Source organism: Xanthomonas dyei, from assembly GCF_002939865.1.
Taxonomy (GTDB): domain Bacteria; phylum Pseudomonadota; class Gammaproteobacteria; order Xanthomonadales; family Xanthomonadaceae; genus Xanthomonas; species Xanthomonas dyei.
Genome location: NZ_MDEE01000014.1, coordinates 24,999 through 42,272 on the forward strand (window position 1 = coordinate 24,999; position 17,274 = coordinate 42,272).

Annotated in this window: 15 protein-coding genes; 10 read left to right on the forward strand and 5 right to left on the reverse strand. The window is 67.2% G+C overall.

Going from position 1 to position 17,274, the window contains the following annotated elements:
• Nucleotides 1–12 precede the first annotated feature (12 nt).
• The 8 genes from dprA (at nt 13) to XdyCFBP7245_RS11170 (ending at nt 8,795) form a co-directional block, all read left to right on the forward strand.
• Entirely contained in the window at nt 13–1,149 is a 1,137-nt protein-coding gene (gene dprA / locus XdyCFBP7245_RS11135) for a DNA-processing protein DprA (RefSeq protein WP_104615706.1), read from the forward strand.
• 43 nt (nt 1,150–1,192) lie between these two features.
• Entirely contained in the window at nt 1,193–1,666 is a 474-nt protein-coding gene (locus tag XdyCFBP7245_RS11140) for a DUF494 family protein (RefSeq protein WP_003484452.1), read from the forward strand.
• A 40-nt stretch (nt 1,667–1,706) separates the two neighbouring features.
• Entirely contained in the window at nt 1,707–2,429 is a 723-nt protein-coding gene (locus XdyCFBP7245_RS11145) for a pilin (protein ID WP_104615707.1), read from the forward strand.
• A 40-nt stretch (nt 2,430–2,469) separates the two neighbouring features.
• Nucleotides 2,470–3,795 carry an RDD family protein gene (locus tag XdyCFBP7245_RS11150; RefSeq protein WP_104615708.1) on the forward strand — a complete coding sequence of 442 codons (1,326 nt, stop codon included), beginning with the start codon at nt 2,470–2,472 and terminating at the stop codon, nt 3,793–3,795.
• 182 nt (nt 3,796–3,977) lie between these two features.
• Nucleotides 3,978–6,491: a DNA topoisomerase I gene (locus XdyCFBP7245_RS11155; protein WP_104615709.1), complete on the forward strand. Its 2,514-nt coding sequence runs from the start codon at nt 3,978–3,980 to the stop codon at nt 6,489–6,491.
• An 8-nt stretch (nt 6,492–6,499) separates the two neighbouring features.
• On the forward strand, nt 6,500–7,063 hold the full coding sequence (gene tsaC, locus XdyCFBP7245_RS11160) for an L-threonylcarbamoyladenylate synthase type 1 TsaC (protein ID WP_104615710.1): 564 nt from the start codon (nt 6,500–6,502) through the stop codon (nt 7,061–7,063).
• A 305-nt stretch (nt 7,064–7,368) separates the two neighbouring features.
• Nucleotides 7,369–8,142 carry a hypothetical protein gene (locus XdyCFBP7245_RS11165; protein WP_104615711.1) on the forward strand — a complete coding sequence of 258 codons (774 nt, stop codon included), beginning with the start codon at nt 7,369–7,371 and terminating at the stop codon, nt 8,140–8,142.
• Complete coding sequence (locus XdyCFBP7245_RS11170; protein WP_104615712.1) at nt 8,139–8,795, forward strand: hypothetical protein; 657 nt, start codon at nt 8,139–8,141, stop codon at nt 8,793–8,795. Before XdyCFBP7245_RS11165 ends, XdyCFBP7245_RS11170 begins: the two co-directional genes overlap by 4 nt.
• Before the next feature lie 536 nt (nt 8,796–9,331).
• Here the strand turns inward: XdyCFBP7245_RS11170 and XdyCFBP7245_RS11175 are convergent.
• Nucleotides 9,332–10,108: an SDR family oxidoreductase gene (locus XdyCFBP7245_RS11175; RefSeq protein ID WP_104615713.1), complete on the reverse strand. Its 777-nt coding sequence runs from the start codon at nt 10,106–10,108 to the stop codon at nt 9,332–9,334.
• Nucleotides 10,109–10,215: 107 nt separating this feature from the next.
• On the opposite strand from XdyCFBP7245_RS11175, the gene XdyCFBP7245_RS11180 reads away from it, so the two are divergent.
• Nucleotides 10,216–10,431: a hypothetical protein gene (locus XdyCFBP7245_RS11180; protein ID WP_046964303.1), complete on the forward strand. Its 216-nt coding sequence runs from the start codon at nt 10,216–10,218 to the stop codon at nt 10,429–10,431.
• Nucleotides 10,432–10,579: 148 nt separating this feature from the next.
• Here the strand turns inward: XdyCFBP7245_RS11180 and sppA are convergent, their stop codons facing one another.
• Complete coding sequence (sppA, locus tag XdyCFBP7245_RS11185; protein ID WP_104615714.1) at nt 10,580–12,481, reverse strand: signal peptide peptidase SppA; 1,902 nt, start codon at nt 12,479–12,481, stop codon at nt 10,580–10,582.
• Nucleotides 12,482–12,575: 94 nt separating this feature from the next.
• Complete coding sequence (locus tag XdyCFBP7245_RS11190; RefSeq protein ID WP_104615715.1) at nt 12,576–13,952, reverse strand: MATE family efflux transporter; 1,377 nt, start codon at nt 13,950–13,952, stop codon at nt 12,576–12,578.
• Nucleotides 13,953–14,149: 197 nt separating this feature from the next.
• On the opposite strand from XdyCFBP7245_RS11190, the gene XdyCFBP7245_RS11195 reads away from it, so the two are divergent.
• Complete coding sequence (locus XdyCFBP7245_RS11195) at nt 14,150–15,388, forward strand: DUF3667 domain-containing protein (protein WP_425479751.1); 1,239 nt, start codon at nt 14,150–14,152, stop codon at nt 15,386–15,388.
• Between the two features lie 143 nt (nt 15,389–15,531).
• Here the strand turns inward: XdyCFBP7245_RS11195 and XdyCFBP7245_RS11200 are convergent, their stop codons facing one another.
• On the reverse strand, nt 15,532–16,122 hold the full coding sequence (locus tag XdyCFBP7245_RS11200; RefSeq protein ID WP_170068613.1) for a DUF3106 domain-containing protein: 591 nt from the start codon (nt 16,120–16,122) through the stop codon (nt 15,532–15,534).
• Complete coding sequence (locus XdyCFBP7245_RS11205; protein WP_104615717.1) at nt 16,109–17,140, reverse strand: hypothetical protein; 1,032 nt, start codon at nt 17,138–17,140, stop codon at nt 16,109–16,111. Before XdyCFBP7245_RS11205 ends, XdyCFBP7245_RS11200 begins: the two co-directional genes overlap by 14 nt.
• Nucleotides 17,141–17,274: the final 134 nt, after the last annotated feature.

Here is a 17,274-nt window from a genome sequence, read left to right on the forward strand (position 1 = left end):
CAGGCTGTGCGCATGGCTCTGACTTCTCCCGATCCGCGCGCATTGCTGATATTGCTGCTGGCTGGCGGCCGCAGCCCACCGCGTCGCGCACTGATGAGCGCCCACGCCAGCCCGTCCGACATCCTGACTGCAGGGCCCGGCGCCTGGCGCGCGGCCGGCTGCGACGACGTGCAATCGGAACGGCTGCAGTCGCCCGACCCGCAAGCGCTGGATACGGCGCTGCGCTGGTGCGAACAGCCCGGCCACCACCTGATCGGCTGGCAAGACCCGGACTACCCGGCGCTGCTACGCCACATCGTCAACCCGCCACTGGCGCTGTTCGTGGACGGCGACCCCAACGCACTCTGGCATCCCGGCGTGGCCGTGGTCGGCAGCCGCTCCGCCACCGCCGGCGGACGCGACCACACCCGCGCCTTCGCATCGCGCCTGGCATCTGCAGGGCTTGGCATCATCAGCGGGATGGCCGCCGGCGTGGATGCGATCGCACACGACGCCGCGCTCGCCCAGACTGACGGCATCACAGTGGCGGTGGTCGGCACCGGTGCCGACGTGGCTTACCCCGCGCATCACCAGGCATTGCGCGATCGCATTGCCGCACGCGGCGCGGTGGTCAGCGAATACCTGCCCGGCACCCGGCCGGTGGCCGCGCATTTCCCGGCGCGCAACCGGATCATTGCCGGGCTGGCGCTGGGCACCTTGGTGGTCGAAGCGGCGATGCGCTCGGGCGCGCTGATCACCGCGCGCCTGGCGGCCGAGGCAGGGCGCGAGGTGTTCGCCCTGCCCGGCTCGCTGCACAACCCGCTCGCGCGAGGCTGCCACCACCTGATCCGCCAGGGCGCAACGCTGGCGCAGGAACCGGCCCAGGTCATCGAGGGACTACAACTGCTGTCGGGCGAGTTGGCCACCGCCTTGCGCGAGCGCCTGGCCGCCCCCACTCAGGTGCCCAGGACGACGCGCACCACCACTTCCACGCGCCCGGACCCCGACTACCAGCGCTTGTGGCAGGCACTGGGCCACGACCCTACCCCTATGGATTCCCTGGTCGAACGCACCGGATTGACGGCCGCCGCGCTGTCCTCCATGCTGCTCATCATGGAACTGGAGGGAGACGTGGTCACCGAGCACGGTCGCTATACCCGCAATCCCTAGTTTCTTCACCTCCACAGCGTCGCGCGACGCAGGCCGAGGGGCAATGAAAGAGAGCATTCTCGATGTACTGCTGTACCTGTTTGAACATTATTTCAGCGAAGACGCGGACCTGGTCCGTGACCGTGACTCGCTTCAGAATGGCCTGATCCAGGCCGGCTTCAGTCCCGCAGAAATCAGCAAGGCGTTCGACTGGCTGGACGCGCTCTCCGAGCAGCGCCCAAGTGTGGCGCGTCCGCATGTCGATGGTCCCGTGCGTATCTATCACGGCCCGGAGCTGGACAAGCTCGATGTCGATTGCCGTGGATTTCTGCTGTTCCTCGAACAACACCGCATTCTCGATGCCGACCAGCGCGAGTTGGTGCTGGACCGCGCCATGGCGTTGGACCAGGACGAGCTGGATCTGGATGACCTCAAATGGGTGGTGCTGATGGTGTTGTTCAATCAGCCGGGCGCGGAAGCGGCCTATGCCTGGATGGAAACCCAGATGTTCCTGGACGAGCCTGAACCCGTACACTGAGGGCTGAAGCCGCCACGGACGTGCGTGCGAGGGGACGGGGATGAGCAGTTGGTATTACGCCGAAGGCAACCGCCAGCGGCGTGGCCCGGTGACCGAGACGGTCCTGCTGGGCCTGTATCGCGATCGTCAGATTGCCCTGGATACGCTGGTCTGGCGCGAAGGCCTGGACCAGTGGGTGCCGCTGGCCGCCTGTGCCGACGCGCTCGGCCCGCCGGTTTCTACGGATCTGCACGCCGCCGCGGCCCCGCCGGCATTGCCTGAGGCTGCGGCGGGCGCCCCGCCGGTCAACCCTGCGTCACCGCACCTGCGCCAGCCTGCCAAGGGGCCAGCATGGCCAATGCTGTTGGTGCTGGGCGCGGTGGTTGGCATGTTTGTCATCGTGGCCGTACTCGGTATCCTCGCGGCGATCGCATTGCCGGCCTACAAGGACTATCAGACCCGCGCCAAGGTCACCGCGGCAGTTGCTGCATTGGCGCCACTGAAGCCACAGATCGCCGACTTTCTCGCGCGCGAAGGCCGCTGCCCGGAGAATGGGGACGCCGGCTTCCAGACGCCCGAGCACTACGCCACTGGCGTGCTGGCCAGCGTGCAGATCGGCCGCTTCGATACCAGCGCCTGCGGCGTCGAGGCCCTGCTGCATGCGCCGGGCTCGCCCAAGATCGACGGCAAGGCGCTGTGGCTGGATTTCGATGCGGATGCCGACACCTGGCAATGCAGCTCCGAGATCGACGACAACCAACTTCCGCAGGATTGCCGCGGCTGACCGGTCGCTGCACGCACAACGCATCACCCAAGGGGACATCATGACGCAGTGGTATTACGCCGACGCACAGCGGCAACGCCAGGGGCCGGTCGACACGGACACGCTTGCCGCGCGCCTGTCGCAGGGCATCATCGATCACACCAGTCTGGTCTGGCGCGAAGGTCTGCCGCAGTGGGTGACCCTGAGCGAGGTTGCGTCCGAACTGGGCCTGGACACGCGGGCGCCAGCATCCCCGCCCACCGCCGCCGATGCGCCGATGCCCGAACAGGGCGAGGCTGCGCCGGCCGTCGCAACGCCTGCTGACACCGCGCTCCGGGATGCGACACCGGTTTCGGGAGCCCCGGCGTCGGACCTTCCGTCGCAGGCCTGGTCGAGACAGGCAGAGCCTGCCGCGGCGGATGCGGATGCGCTGTCCGGACCCGGGTCATCTACGACTCACTCCAGTGCGTCGCAGGAGGCCGTGTCCTGGACGGGCGCGCCTGGGGACGCCGCAGACCATCCGCCGCACACGGCTGAGCACGCGCCAGCCGGTCAATTGACCACCTCTGCGCCGGTCGCGTCCGAGGGCAACGAGTCGTGGCCCGGCACGCCTGGCGCTGTGGATCCCGCCGTGCATGCGCCAACCCCAGCGGCGACCGCGGCGACCACCTCACCGCCGCCAGCCCCGGCCGCCACGCCGTTGCCAAGTGCCTGGGATACCCCGGTAGCGGCATTGCCCGCTGCTGCAGTCGTCACCCATGACGCGCCAGTGGTCTACGCGGGCCTATGGCGGCGTGTGGCGGCCAGCATCCTGGATAGCCTGATCACCACCTTCGCGGTCTATCTGATCGTGATTCCGCTGGTGTTCGTCGTGGCGCTCGGCACCAGCATGGGCGATTCCGCATCGTCGATGGAGGACGGCAGCACGCTGGGCATCGCCATCGTGGTGATGTCCTACGGCATCGGCCTGGCCATCCCGACGCTGTATTTCGCCTGGATGCAGTCCAGCCGGCTTCAGGCCAGCCTGGGCAAGCTCGCCTGCGGCATCAAGGTGGTGCGGGCAGACAGCAACGGAGCGCGGGTCGGGTTCTGGCGCAATGTGTTGCGCTATCTGGCCTACATGCTGATCAGCGTCCTCACCCTGGGGATCGGGGCCGTGGTGGCGGCCTTTATGGCCGGGATGTCGCAACGCAAGCAGACTCCGCACGACAAGATCTGCGACACGCTGGTTGTGGACCGCTGGGCCTTCACCGACCGCCCGGAGCTGCAGTCGCGCGGTCTGGACACGGTGTCGATCGTGGTGCTGGCCATTTACGGGGTGATGCTGGTGTTGTCGATCGTGGTCGTGGTGATCATGCTGGCGACGATCGGAATGAGCCAGAGCTAACAGTTCGCCGCGCCCGCCGCTTGACACGGCGGCGTCCGCCGTGATCTTTCTAATAAGACAGACTGAACGCCCGGGAGCATTCCCGGGCGTTAACGTGTGGGAAACGGCCGATCTGCTTCCCTCGACCGGCCAATTAGGCCACGCTACCTGCCCCCCGGGCTCCGCCCCAAGAATTTACCACCATGCCCAAGCACCTGCTCATCGTCGAATCGCCCGCCAAGGCCAAGACGATCAATAAATACCTCGGCAAGGACTTCACCGTCCTGGCCTCGTATGGGCACGTGCGCGACCTCGTCCCCAAGGAGGGCGCGGTCGACCCGGATAACGGCTTTGCGATGCGGTACGACCTCATCGAAAAAAACGAGAAGCACGTCGAAGCCATCGCCCGTGCCGCCAAGAGCGCCGACGATATCTATCTGGCGACCGACCCGGACCGCGAGGGTGAGGCGATCAGCTGGCACATCGCCGAGATCCTGAAAGAGCGCGGCCTGTTGAAGGACAAGACGATGCAGCGCGTGGTGTTCACCGAGATCACGCCCCGCGCGATCAAGGAAGCCATGCTCAAGCCGCGTGCGATCGCCGTCGATCTGGTGGACGCGCAGCAGGCCCGCCGCGCACTGGACTATCTGGTCGGCTTCAACCTGTCGCCGGTGCTGTGGCGCAAGGTGCAGCGCGGGCTGTCGGCCGGCCGCGTGCAGTCGCCGGCGCTGCGCATGATCGTCGAGCGCGAAGAAGAGATCGAAGCCTTCATCGCACGCGAGTACTGGTCCATCGATGCGCATTGCCGGCATCCGTCGCAGCCGTTCAACGCGCGTCTGATCAAGCTGGACGGGCAGAAGTTCGAGCAATTCACCGTGACCGACGGCGACACCGCCGAAGCGGCGCGCCTGCGCATCCAGCAGGCCGCGCAAGGCGTGCTGCATGTCACCGACGTGGCCAGCAAGGAGCGCAAGCGCCGCCCCGCCCCGCCGTTCACCACCTCCACGCTGCAGCAGGAAGCCTCGCGCAAGCTCGGCTTCACCACCCGCAAGACCATGCAGGTGGCGCAGAAGTTGTATGAAGGTGTGGCGCTCGGCGACGAGGGCTCGGTCGGTCTGATCAGCTATATGCGTACCGACTCGGTGAACCTGTCGCAGGACGCGCTGGTGGAGATCCGCGACGTGATCGCGCGCGACTTCGGTACCGCGTCGTTGCCGGATCAGCCCAACGCCTACACCACCAAATCCAAGAACGCGCAGGAAGCCCACGAAGCGGTACGCCCGACTTCCGCGTTGCGTACGCCTGCGCAGGTGGCGCGCTTTTTGTCCGACGACGAGCGTCGCCTGTACGAATTGATCTGGCGCCGCGCTGTGGCCTCGCAGATGATTCCGGCCACGCTCAATACCGTCAGCGTCGATCTGTCGGCCGGCAGCGAGCACGTGTTCCGTGCCAGCGGCACCACCGTGGTGGTGTCGGGCTTTTTGGCGGTCTATGAGGAAGGCAAGGACACCAAGAGCAGCGACGACGAGGACGAAGGCCGCAAGCTGCCGCTGATGAAGGCCGGCGACAACATCCCGCTGGATCGCATCGTCACCGATCAGCATTTCACTCAGCCGCCGCCGCGCTTCACCGAAGCGGCGCTGGTCAAGGCGCTGGAGGAATACGGCATCGGCCGTCCCTCCACCTATGCTTCGATCATCCAGACCTTGCAGTTCCGCAAATACGTGGAAATGGAAGGCCGCAGCTTCCGCCCCACCGACGTGGGCCGTGCGGTGTCCAAGTTCCTGTCCGGGCATTTCACCCGCTACGTGGACTACGACTTCACCGCCAAGCTCGAAGACGACCTGGATGCGGTCTCGCGCGGCGAGGCGGAATGGATCCCGTTGATGGAGAAGTTCTGGGGCCCGTTCAAGGAACTGGTCGAGGACAAGAAGGATTCGCTGGACAAGACCGACGCCGGCAGCGTACGCGTGCTCGGCGCCGACCCGGTCAGCGGAAAGGAAGTCAGCGCGCGCATCGGCCGTTTCGGCCCGATGGTGCAGATCGGCACCGTGGAAGACGAAGAAAAACCCACCTTTGCTTCGCTGCGTCCGGGTCAGAGCATCTATTCGATCTCGATCGAGGACGCGCTGGAGCTGTTCAAGATGCCGCGCGCGCTGGGCCAGGACAAGGACCAGGACGTCAGCGTCGGCATCGGCCGGTTCGGGCCGTTTGCGCGCCGTGGCAGCGTGTATGCGTCGCTGAAGAAAGAGGACGACCCGTACACCATCGATCTGGAGCGCGCGGTGTTCCTGATCGAAGAGAAGGAAGAGATCGCGCGCAATCGGGTGATCAAGGAATTCGACGGCAGCGACATCCAGGTGCTCAACGGCCGCTTCGGCCCGTACATCAGCGACGGCAAACTCAACGGCAAGATTCCCAAGGATCGCGAGCCGGCATCGCTGACTTTCGAAGAAGTGCAGCAGTTGCTGGCCGACACCGGCAAGCCGGTGCGCAAAGGCTTCGGCGCCAAGAAGGCCACGCTCAAGAAGAATGCGGTGAAGGATTCGGCAAAAGAGGCCAAGGACGCCGCCGCGAAGGACGCCGCAGCCAAGAAGAGCGCGGTGAAGAAAGCGGCCACCAAAACCGCTGCGAAGAAGGCGCCGGCCAAGAAGACTGCGGCCAAGAAAGCGGCCAAGCGCGTCGTCAAGAAAACCGTGAGCAAGGCAGCAGGCTGAGGCAGCGTATGGATCACACGCTGAGCCTGGACAGCGCCGTCGCCACCCTGCAGAAGGGCGGCGTGATCGCCTACCCGACCGAGGCGGTCTGGGGGCTGGGCTGCGACCCGGCGCAGGAGGCCGCCGTGCTGCGCCTGCTGCAGATCAAGCGGCGCCCGGTCGACAAGGGCGTGATCGTGGTGGCATCCGGCATCGAGGTGCTGCGCGACTGGGTCGATCTCGACGTGCTGGAACCGGCCCGCCGGGATGAAGTTTTGACCAGCTGGCCCGGCCCACATACCTGGATCCTGCCGATCACCAAACGCGCGCCGCGCTGGGTCACCGGCACGCATGACGGGCTGGCCGTGCGCATCAGCGCGCACCCGGTGGTGGCAGCGCTGTGCGGGGCCTGGGGCGCGCCACTGGTGTCGACCAGTGCCAACCTGGCCGGGGAGCCACCGGCACGCAGCCGCGAGGCCCTGGACCCGGCGCTGCTGGCGACCCTCGATGGCGTGCTGGCAGGCGATGTCGGCGGGCTGGCGCAGCCCACCCCGATCCGCGATGCACGCACCGGTCAGAGCCTGCGCGACTGAGCCTGCGGTATGTGTGGGCGGCCTCTGGCATTGCAGCAGCGGGCGTCTGGCGCGTCAGAGACGACCGGCACCGTGAGGATCTCTTGCACCGACGTGGTGTCATCGCGATGGCGCTTTGAAACCAGCGTACGAAGATCGCCGTGCTCCAGCGCTAGCGCCAGCTCTCACTGACAACTTCACGCAGTCGCCGAACGGCGACCAGACGCAGAATCCACCGGCCCGCCGCCACCTTCCCCAAACGCGGGCCTGAGCAGCGCCCGTCCGCGCACTTTGCTGCGCGGCCGCCAAGCGCGCACACTCGGCGCATGCGCACTCTTCCAACCTTTTTGTTGCTGGCCTGCGCGCTGCCCGCCTTGGCAGCGAGCACGGCCGCCAAGCCAGACCCGAACGTGCGGGTCTACCGCTGCGTCAGCAGCACCGGGACTGTGGCTCTGCAGGACGCGCCATGTAGCAGCGGTCGCCAGCAGGTGCTAGACATGCAGCGTCCGCAGGACCCACCGCCGCGACCGCAACGCGTGGAGGCACCCGTGCCCGTTCCCGCCGCGCCGCCGCGCGAAGTGCGCATCGTCACCGTGCAACCGCCGCAGCCGATGTACGAGTGCACCACCGAAAACGGCCAGCGCTATACCAGCGACAGCCCGGAAGGCAATCCGCGCTGGGTGCCGACCTGGGGGCCGGCCTATGTGGGCAATGCGGTTGGCCCGCCGATCAGCGGCGGCGGTATCCAGCGTCCACCGATCTCGGTCAACCCGCGCCCGGCGATTGCGGTGCAGGGTGGCGCCGGGCGGGGCAGCATCCGCGGCAGTGCGAGCTTCGGCGGAGTTAGCTATCAGGGCGGCTATCAGGACAGTTACCACGGCGGCGGCTACGGCGGCACGGTGATCGTGCCTTACGGCAATGTACAGATCCGCGACGAATGCCATGCCCTGCCCGAACAAGAGGTCTGCGCGCGGCTGGCAGACCGCCGCTGGGAGTTGATCCGCCGCTACAACAGCGCGCTGCAGAGCGAACGCCAGGACCTCAGCCGCGAACAACGCGGCATCGAAGCGCGCCAGCAACGCGATTGCGGCGGCGCATGAGCCGTACCCTGTTGTTGACGCTACTGCTGGGATGGATTGCTGCGGGCGCCAACGCCCAGGATGTAGCCATCTACCGCTGTACCGATCCCGCCGGCGCGCTCACCGTGCAGAACATGCCGTGCCCGAAGGGCATGCAGCAACAAAAGAAAATGATGACCGCACCGGCGGCGGTGCCGTTTGCACCGGGCGGCACGCCTGCACCCGCGTCAGTACGTGCTGCGCCAGCTGCGAAGCCAGCGCCCGCCGCACCTACTGCCGTGCCGACTGCGCCGGCAGCCGCATCGACGCCACCGCCGATGACGCCCACCTCCACGCTGCCTCCGCCGCCGTTGTTCGAATGCACCGCACACGACAATGGCCGCTACTTCACCGAAGACCGCGAGCCGGCCACGCGCTGCCTGCCGATGCAGACCACCAACCTGGCCGGCGGGCCGGCGATCGGCGGCGGCAGCGCCTGCGAAGTGGTCACCGACCGCTGCGCACCGGTACCGGATCAGAGCCTGTGCGAAGCCTGGCGCAAACGCGCCGAGCAGGCCGAGGCGACCTGGCGTTTCTCCGACGAGGCGCAATCGGCCGAGCGCAAGCAGCGCTACGATCAAATGCGCCGGGTGCTGGACGAAAGCCGCTGCGCCAATCCATCCGCTGCGCCCTGACCGACTCTGCAGGGCTGCGTGCGGGAAGGCGATCGATGGCGAGTGCGTCATGCCTGCGCATCACCGATACCCCCATCCGCCCTTCGGACACCTTCTCCCGCGATGCGGGGGAAGGGATGCATCTCCTGCCGACGCGGGGTTCCTTCTGCTTACGTAGGAAAGACTCCCCTCACTCGCGGCAACATTCGGCCAACGTCTGCCATCATCACAGCGCGCAAGGAGCTGACAGGCGTCACGCGAGCCCGTGCTTGCGGCCGGCACCGGTTGGATGCGGAAGCAGATCGGTGGCGAGTGCGTCATGCCTGCGCGTCACCGATGCCCCATCCGCCCTTCGGGCACCTTCCCCCGCGATGCGGGGGAAGGGATGCATCTGCTGCCGACGCGGGGTTCCTTTTGCTTACGTAGCAAAGACTCCCCTGACTGGCGGCAACACCCGGCCAACGTCTGCCATCACCACAGCGCGCAAGGAGCTGACAGGCGTCACGCGAGCACGTGCCTGCGGCCGGCACCGGTGGCCGCATCGTGTGCCGGTGAGGCTAAAACCCGTACCGTAGAAACCCGCCATCCACCGCGATGCATTCGCCGGTGATGTAGCTGGCGGCAGGCAGGCACAAAAAGCCCACGGCTGCGGCGACTTCTTCGGGTTCGCCGATGCGGCGCATCGGGGTGCGCTCGATCACCTGTTCGTAGTAGTCCGGATCCGACAACGGGCCGGAGGTGCGGCGCGTGCGGATGTACCACGGCGCGACTGCGTTGACGCGGATGCCGTCCTCGGCCCATTCCACCGCCAGGTTGCGCGTCATCTGCTGCAGCGCGGCCTTGGTCATGCCGTACGGCGCGCCGCTGCGCACATGGGTGATGCCCGAGACGCTGCCCACATTGACGATGGCCGAGGCGGCATGCCGGGTCAGCAGCGGATGCGCATACCGCGACAATTCGAATGCAGAGAACACGTTGGTTTCGAAGATGCCGCGCCACTCGTCCTCGGTATAATCGATGGCTGCGCGGGTGATGTTGCTGCCGGCGTTGTTGATCAGCAGATGCAGGCCATCGGCGTGGTCTTCCACCCAGTCCAGGATCGCGCGACGCTCTTCATCGTCGGACACATCGGCCGCCAGCCCATGCAGCTCGCGCTCGGGAAATTCTTCGGCCAGTTCGTCGCGTGCCTGCGCCAACGCATCGGCATCGCGCGCCACCATCAGCAGGTCCGCCCCGAAGCCGAGCAGTTCGCGTGCGATGGCCAATCCAATACCGGCACTGGCGCCGGTGATGAGGGCGGTTTGTCCATCCAGCCGCCAACGCTGCGTTGTCACGTGGGTGATCCTCTTTCGAAACGCGGGAAGACGGCCGCTGCAGCGCAGTTGACGCGCAGCTGCGGCACCGGCGTTAGGATACTGCCACCGCTCGCGAGGTCACGACGATGAAACTTCACTGGATGCTTGCCGCCGTTCTGACGTTGCCGCTGGCTGCCTGTCAGCGTCCGCAACCGGCGCCCACCGACCAGAAGCCCGACCCGCAGGCTACCGCGTTGCGCGATCACATCCAGCAGCCGTTGAACAAGGCGCACGCGGTACAGGCCGCTACCGACCAGGCCGCAGAAGATCAGCGCAAGGCCATCGATGCCGCCACGCAGTAAGCGCGAGGCGCGATAGGCGCGATCAACACCGCGACGCCGCTGTCGGGCGGCTCGCGCGTGGCGAGCGGCCGGCATCAGGCGATGCAAAAACAACGACGCCGGCACAAGGCCGGCGTCATCGCGACGTCCAGTGGCGTGGTTTGCCGCCTCAGAACCCGCAGAAGCAGTACGCCAGCGCCTTGACCGGCGTGCCACCGGCCTTGCTGTCGTGCACGGCGCTTTCGACGAAGCGCAGCTGCGTGTCCACTTCCGGCAGCGAGCGCGCCAACATGGCGCGCGCCATGCCCGAGTCGCTCAGCATCCACGCACCCATACGGCTGCCGGCAAATCCGCTCATGAACTGCGAGAACGGCGTGGCCGGCTTTTCCACGTACTGCACGCGGAACTTGCCGCGGCTCAGCTTGGCGCGACTAGCTGCATCGGCCACCGCTTCGGACATGCCACCGAACGCATCCACCAAACCATGTTCCTTGGCCTGTGCACCGCTCCACACGCGGCCGCGGGCGACCTTGTCGATGGCCTCCACCGACTGGTGACGCGCCTGCGCGACCTTGCCGGTGAAATCGGCGTAGCCCTTGTTGATCACCGCCTGGATGACCTGGCCGGCGGACGGGTCCAGCGGACGGGTGATGTCGAACGCACCGGCAAAGCGCGTGGTGCCCACGCCGTCGGTGTGCACGCCGATCTTGTCCAGCGCACGGGTCAGATTGGGCACCATGCCGAAGATGCCGATCGAGCCGCTGATGGTCGACGGGTCGGCATAGATGCGATCGGCATTCATGCTGATCCAGTACCCGCCCGAGGCGGCCAGATCGCCCATCGACACCACCACCGGCTTGCCGGCCTGCTTGAGCGCGACCACTTCGCGACGGATCTGCTCGGAAGCGAACACTTCGCCGCCGGGCGAATCCACGCGCAGTACCACCGCCTTGACCTTTTCGTCGTCGCGCGCCTGGCGCAGCAACGCGGCGGTGGACTCGCCACCGATGCGGCCGGCCGGCTGCTCGCCGCCGCTGATCTCGCCGGCCGCCACAACAACGGCCACCTGCGGGCGGCTGTCCATCGGCGAGCGCTGCGCCTGCAACTGGCTCAGGTAATCGTTGAAGCCGATATTGCGGAAGCCGCTGTCGGCGTCGCTGTCGGCCACGCCGCGCTTGGTCAGCAGCGCATCGACGTCCTCGCGGGTCTTGAGCCCGTCGACCAGTTTCTGCTGCAGCGCGAACTTGGCCAGATCGCCACCTGCCGCCACCACGCCTTCAGGCAACGTATCGATGCCGGCGGTCAGCTGCGCTGGGGTGAGCTTACGCGCGGTGCCGACGTCGGCCAGGTAACGCTGCCACACGTCGTTCATCCAGAACAGGTCCGCTTCCTTGGCATCGGCGGAGGCCGCGTCGAGGATGTATGGCTCGGCCGCGGACTTGTATTCGCCCACGCGGAACAGGTGCACGTCCACGCCGAGCTTGTCCTGCAGGCCTTCGCGGAAGTACTGGCGATAGCGTCCAAGGCCTTCCAGCAACACGCTGCCCATCGGATCCAGATAGACCTCGTTGGCCTGCGCGGCAAGCAGGTACTGACCCTGACTCATGCTCTCGCTGAAGGCCACGATCTGCTTGCCGGACGCGCGCAGCTTTTGCAGCGCAGTCGCCACTTCGCGCTGCGAGGCGAAGCCGGACGGCTGCAGCTTGTCCAGATTCAACAGCACCCGCTCGATCTTGCGGTCCTTGCCGGCCGCTTCGATCACCCGCACCAGGTCGCGCAACTGCACCTCTTCGGCGCTCTTGTCGCCCACGGCCTTGGCCAGCGAGCGGCTCACCGGGTCGGCGCTGAACTGCTCGACCAGGGTGCCTTCGGGGTTGATGACCAACGTGGTGCGCTCGGCCAGCGGCTTGGTGCCGTCGCCGCGCGCCATCGCCACCACGAGCACCAGCAGCAACAGGAACAGAAAACCGAAGAACACCAGATTGAAGATCAGGCGCCGGGTGAAATTCATCACGTCCCACAGGCCGACGAAGAAACTGGCGATGGGACTGCGACGCACGGGGTGGTTCATGGAAAACTCCGTCGAAAAGACGCTACGTACGAAACGTACGAATCATTGGTGTCCAGCATACCGGCTGCGCCGGGCGCGCGGCATGCGCTGAAAGTCAGGGGGTCGCGTTGGCAGTCAGCCGCCGGCTGGTTTGCCGGAAACGCAGGCCCATCAGGATCGATGCCGTGGTCAGGCCCAGAATCAGGCCGATCCACATGCCGCGCGGCCCCCAGCCTAGCCCCAGGCCGAGCCCTGCGCCGATCGGCATGCCCACGCACCAGTACGAAAATATCGCCAGAAACATCGGCACGCGGGTGTCCTTGAGCCCGCGCAGCGCGCCGGCCGAGAGCACCTGGATGCCGTCGGGAAACTGGAACGTGGCGGCAAACAGCAGCAGCACCGACGCCAGCGCGGCCACCGTCGCATCATTGGTATACACGCCGACGATGGCGTCGTGGCCAAGCAGCAGCGTGCTGGCCGACAGCGCCTGCGTGCCCAGCACGATGGCGTAGCCGGCCCAGGCGGCACGCCGCACGGCCAGCGCATCGCCACGCCCCACCGCATGGCCGACGCGCACGGTGGTGGCCTCGGCCACACCCATCGGTACCATGAAACACAGTTGTCCCACATTGATGGCGATCTGGTGTGCGGCCGCTTCGGTCGAGCCCAGCCGGCCGATCAGCAGCGCAGTGACGATGAACAGGCCGCCTTCCATCAGCACGGTGATGCCGATCGGAAGGCCCGTGCGCAACAGGTCGCCGATGGCGCGCCAGCGCGGCCCTTCCAGATGGGTGAACAACTCCAGATGCGCAAAGCGCCGCGCGCGCCATAGATACAGCGCGAACACGCTGGCCTGTACCCACATGGTGATGGCCGAGGCGATGCCCAGGCCTTCGGCACCGTGCTCGGCAAACCCGAACTTGCCGTAGGTCAGCACATAGCCCAGCGGCGCCAGCACCAGCAAGCCGCCAAACCCCAGCAGCATGGTGGGCAGCGTCCAGTGCATGCCTTCGCTCAGATAGCGCATGCAGAAGTAGAACGTCAGCGCCGGCACGCCCCAGCGCACCGCATGCAGAAAGTCGGTGGCACCCGGCACGATGTCCGGCGCGATCCCGAAGGTGGGCAGCAGCGGCGGCACCACGCTCAGAAACGCGAACATCAATGCGCTCAGCCCCAGCGACAGCCACAACGCCTGGCGAAACAACGGGCCGATCTCACGCTCGCGCCCGGCGCCGCGCAATTGCGACACCGAAGCGGTCAAGGAAATCAGCGTCCCGATCGGCACCAGCATCGGCAGCCATAGCAGTGCGGTGCCGATGGTCACCGCCGCCAGCGTCGCAGTGCCGTGGTGGCCGGCGATGACGTTGTCGACAAATCCGATCAAGCCGGTGGAGACGTGACCGAGCACCAGCGGCAAGGCCAGCAGGCCGGTGGTACGCACTTCCGCGGCGAAGCCTGGCGTCGCAGACGCGGAGGCAGGAGAAACAGACATGACACACCGATTGCTGCGCGGACTACGGCCGTGCCGGGAGGCGCTGGCACCGGGTCGCGTGGGGCCGCTATCTTACGCGTACTTTCCGACTGCGGCCTGACGCGCGCTTGGTGGTTCCCGCCGCGCTCGCTGCTGCGTGCGCGGCAACAAACAACAGCTGCCGATGTTTTCAAGCAGCCGCATGATGACGTTATACCGTGTGCCAGGCGCGTGCCTTCGGGGTATCGCATCGGGCACGCGGCCTCTCCACCACCGCCAACTGGACCTGGCTCATGTCCCTGCACCCGACCGCATTGCATCCATCGGACTGTGAAAACTGCTCCACCGCTCTGCAAGGCGCGTTTTGCCACGCCTGCGGGCAAAGCGCGCATAGCCCGGTGCGCAGCGTCGCGCACGCGGTGGAAGAAGTCTTCGAGTCGCTCTGGCATCTGGATGGGCGGATCTTCCGCACCTTGCGCGATCTGCTGGTGCCCGGCCGCGTGGCGCTGCGGTTTCTGACTGGGCAACGGGTGCGCTATGTCGCGCCGATGCGGCTGTTCCTGGTGGTCAGCCTGTTGACCTTTTTCATTGCACGCATCGCGGTGCATGCCTCTGACGAGGACTCCGATGTCGTGGCGCCCGGCACTACGCACAACGCCGTACCGAAGGATTTTGCGCATGCGCGCACGCCAGCGCAGGTGGAAGCGGTGCGTACGCAGATCGTCGGCACGCTCACCCAGACCCGCAAGGTGGTGCCGGCCGGCATCGCGCGAGACGGCGTGGATGCCGGCATCGCCCGCGCCGAGAGCGAGGCGCGCAAGCGTCTGGCGCAACTGCACCAGGGCGCACGGCTGGAAAGCGCTGCGCCGGCGGTCGATGCCCCCGACAACAACACGTTCTTTTCGCTGGGAGGCAAACCCTGGGACCCGGTGAGCAACCCGCTGACGGTTGCGCCGTTGCCGCAGTTCGCCAACCGCTGGCTCAACGTGCAGCTGGACCACATCCGCGCCAACCTGCCGCGCCTGCGCAGCAATCCGCAACTGCTCTACAACGCGTTCTTCGCCGCGGTGCCATCCACCTTGCTGGTGCTGGTGCCGTTGTTTGCACTGCTGTTGCGCGTGTTCTACCTGCGCAGCGGGCGGGTGTATCTGGAACATCTGGTGGTGGCGCTCTACAGCCATGCGTTTCTTTGCCTGAACCTGCTGGCGATGCTGCTGCTGTCGCTGCTCAGAGAATCGGTGGCGCAGCTGGCTCCGCCGATCGCCTGGAGCATCGGCCTGCTCCAGTTCGGGCTGGCAGCGTGGATGCCGCTGTATCTGCTGGGGATGCAGCGCCACGTGTACGGCCAATCGTGGTCGGTCACGGTGCTGAAATACCTCGGCCTGGGCAGCATCTATTTCGTCGTGGTCACGTTTGCTGCCGCGTTCTTGATGGTGGCGAGTCTGGCGCGTCTTTGACGCTGCACCCTGCCACTGCGGTCGTACGTGCTTGGCAGTGCTATGCAATCCCACATGCGCGACGGATTACAGCGTCGTTGGCGCGACTCAGGTCGGTGGCTACCTGCCAGGCCGACGCGCGGCAGTGAACCGCGCATCGGCGATCAGCGCGCCAGCTGCCGCTTCAACCAGGCGCTGCGGGTGGCAGGCGCTTCGGCCAGCAAGGCGTCGCGTAACCCATCGCGGTCCTGCGGCGGGGTGCGTTGGGCGAGGACCGCCAGCTGTTCCAGCTGGCCGGCATCCAGGCTGCGTAGCAACGCCAGCAAGCGCTCGCGCTGGTCGACCGGCACATAGCCGATCAACGGCTGCAGCTGCGGATAGAACGCGCCCACCTGCGACCCCAGACGCCAGCCATCGCGATGCAGGCGATCCATCGCGCTGAACTGGGTGCGCAAGGCGCGCTGCTGGTCCTCGGGCAGGCTGTGCAGCCGTTCGCGCGCCTGCCGCAACACCACACGGTCGGTGGCGGTCAGGTCTTTCCACGCGGCATAGCGCGCACGCAGGTCGGCCTGCTGTGCCGGCGTCAGTGCCGCCCAGCGCGCGCGTTGCTGCGCGGCACTGGGCGCTGCCGCCGGGGCGGGGGCGCTGGCAGGTTCGGTGTGCCCGCTTTCGTCCAATGCCGCTGGCAGGGCCTGCGCGCTGGCGATGCCGGCACTGGCGAGCATCAGCAGGCCGAACCACTTAGTTGTCGTCATCGACCGTCTCCAGAGGGGCGGAGGGCTGCTCGGCCGCGGTGGCATGCGCGCCGGATTCGTCCGCCGGCACCGGGTGGCCGGCGGCGTACCAGGCGTAAAAGTCGGCCACACGTGCCAACTCAAGATCCGGGTCGGCCAGCATCGTCTGGTCGCGCGGATCCATGCCCGGGGCGGCAGGAGCTTTCTGCAGGTCGGATGCCGGCAGTTCTTCCACCAGCACTGGCGCGGCGTCGGTGACATGCAGCACGCCGGCCGGCGCCTGCGAGACCGGCTCGGACGGCAAGCTGGGCCGTCGGTGGGTCCACCACCAGCCCAGCACCGTCAGCAGCAGCGCCAGCGCGAGTCCCCCCAGGGCAATACCGGCATGGCGCCGATCCAGCTGTGGCCAGTGCCACTGCCGCTTGGGGCGGGCCCGTGCCGGGGTGGCGCGGCGTGGCGCGGGCGGCGCCTCTGCCGGGATGGCGGGTTGCAGCGCAACGCCGGCCAGCGAGGCGTCGCGTAACTGGCTCAGCCGGGTCAGCTGAGACGGGGTGAGATCGCGCAGCTCCGTTTGCGCCGCCTCGGCCAGCACCCGCCACGCCTGTGCATCGGGATTGCCGGCCGAGTCGCGCGGACAGGCACGCGCCAGCGACTGCCGATAGTCCGCCACCGCGATGCCCTGTACGTCGCTGGCGGCCTCCTCTTCCAGCCCGGCCACGATCCGTAGCAGCAGCGCCAGCCGGTCGGGGGTCTGCATCCGGCCCAGCGCGGTGAAGGGCGGCAGCCAGGTGCCAGGCATCGGCTCGCGACGCAGTGGCGGCGCGGTTGCCAGCAGGCTCCAGAAGCGCATCGGCCAGCCAGCCATCGGCCGCCCGGCGGCCTGGCTGCTGAAGGCGCGCAGCGCAGCCGCCAACGCCCGCTCGGCTGCCGCCACGTCGCCGCATTGCAGCTGCGCCAGTACCAGGCCCCGGCGTTCCACACCCCGCAGGAAGGCTGACAACGCGGCGGGGGTGACGGGGGCGTCGGGGACTACGGTCATGTGAACTCCAGCATCGGCCGGCATGATACCGACGCAGGTCTGCCGCGCCGACCGCTTGACAGATCGCACGACCCTCGATCCGGTCGCGAGCGCTACCCGCGTACGTTGTGCACAGCGGCAGACACACCGATACG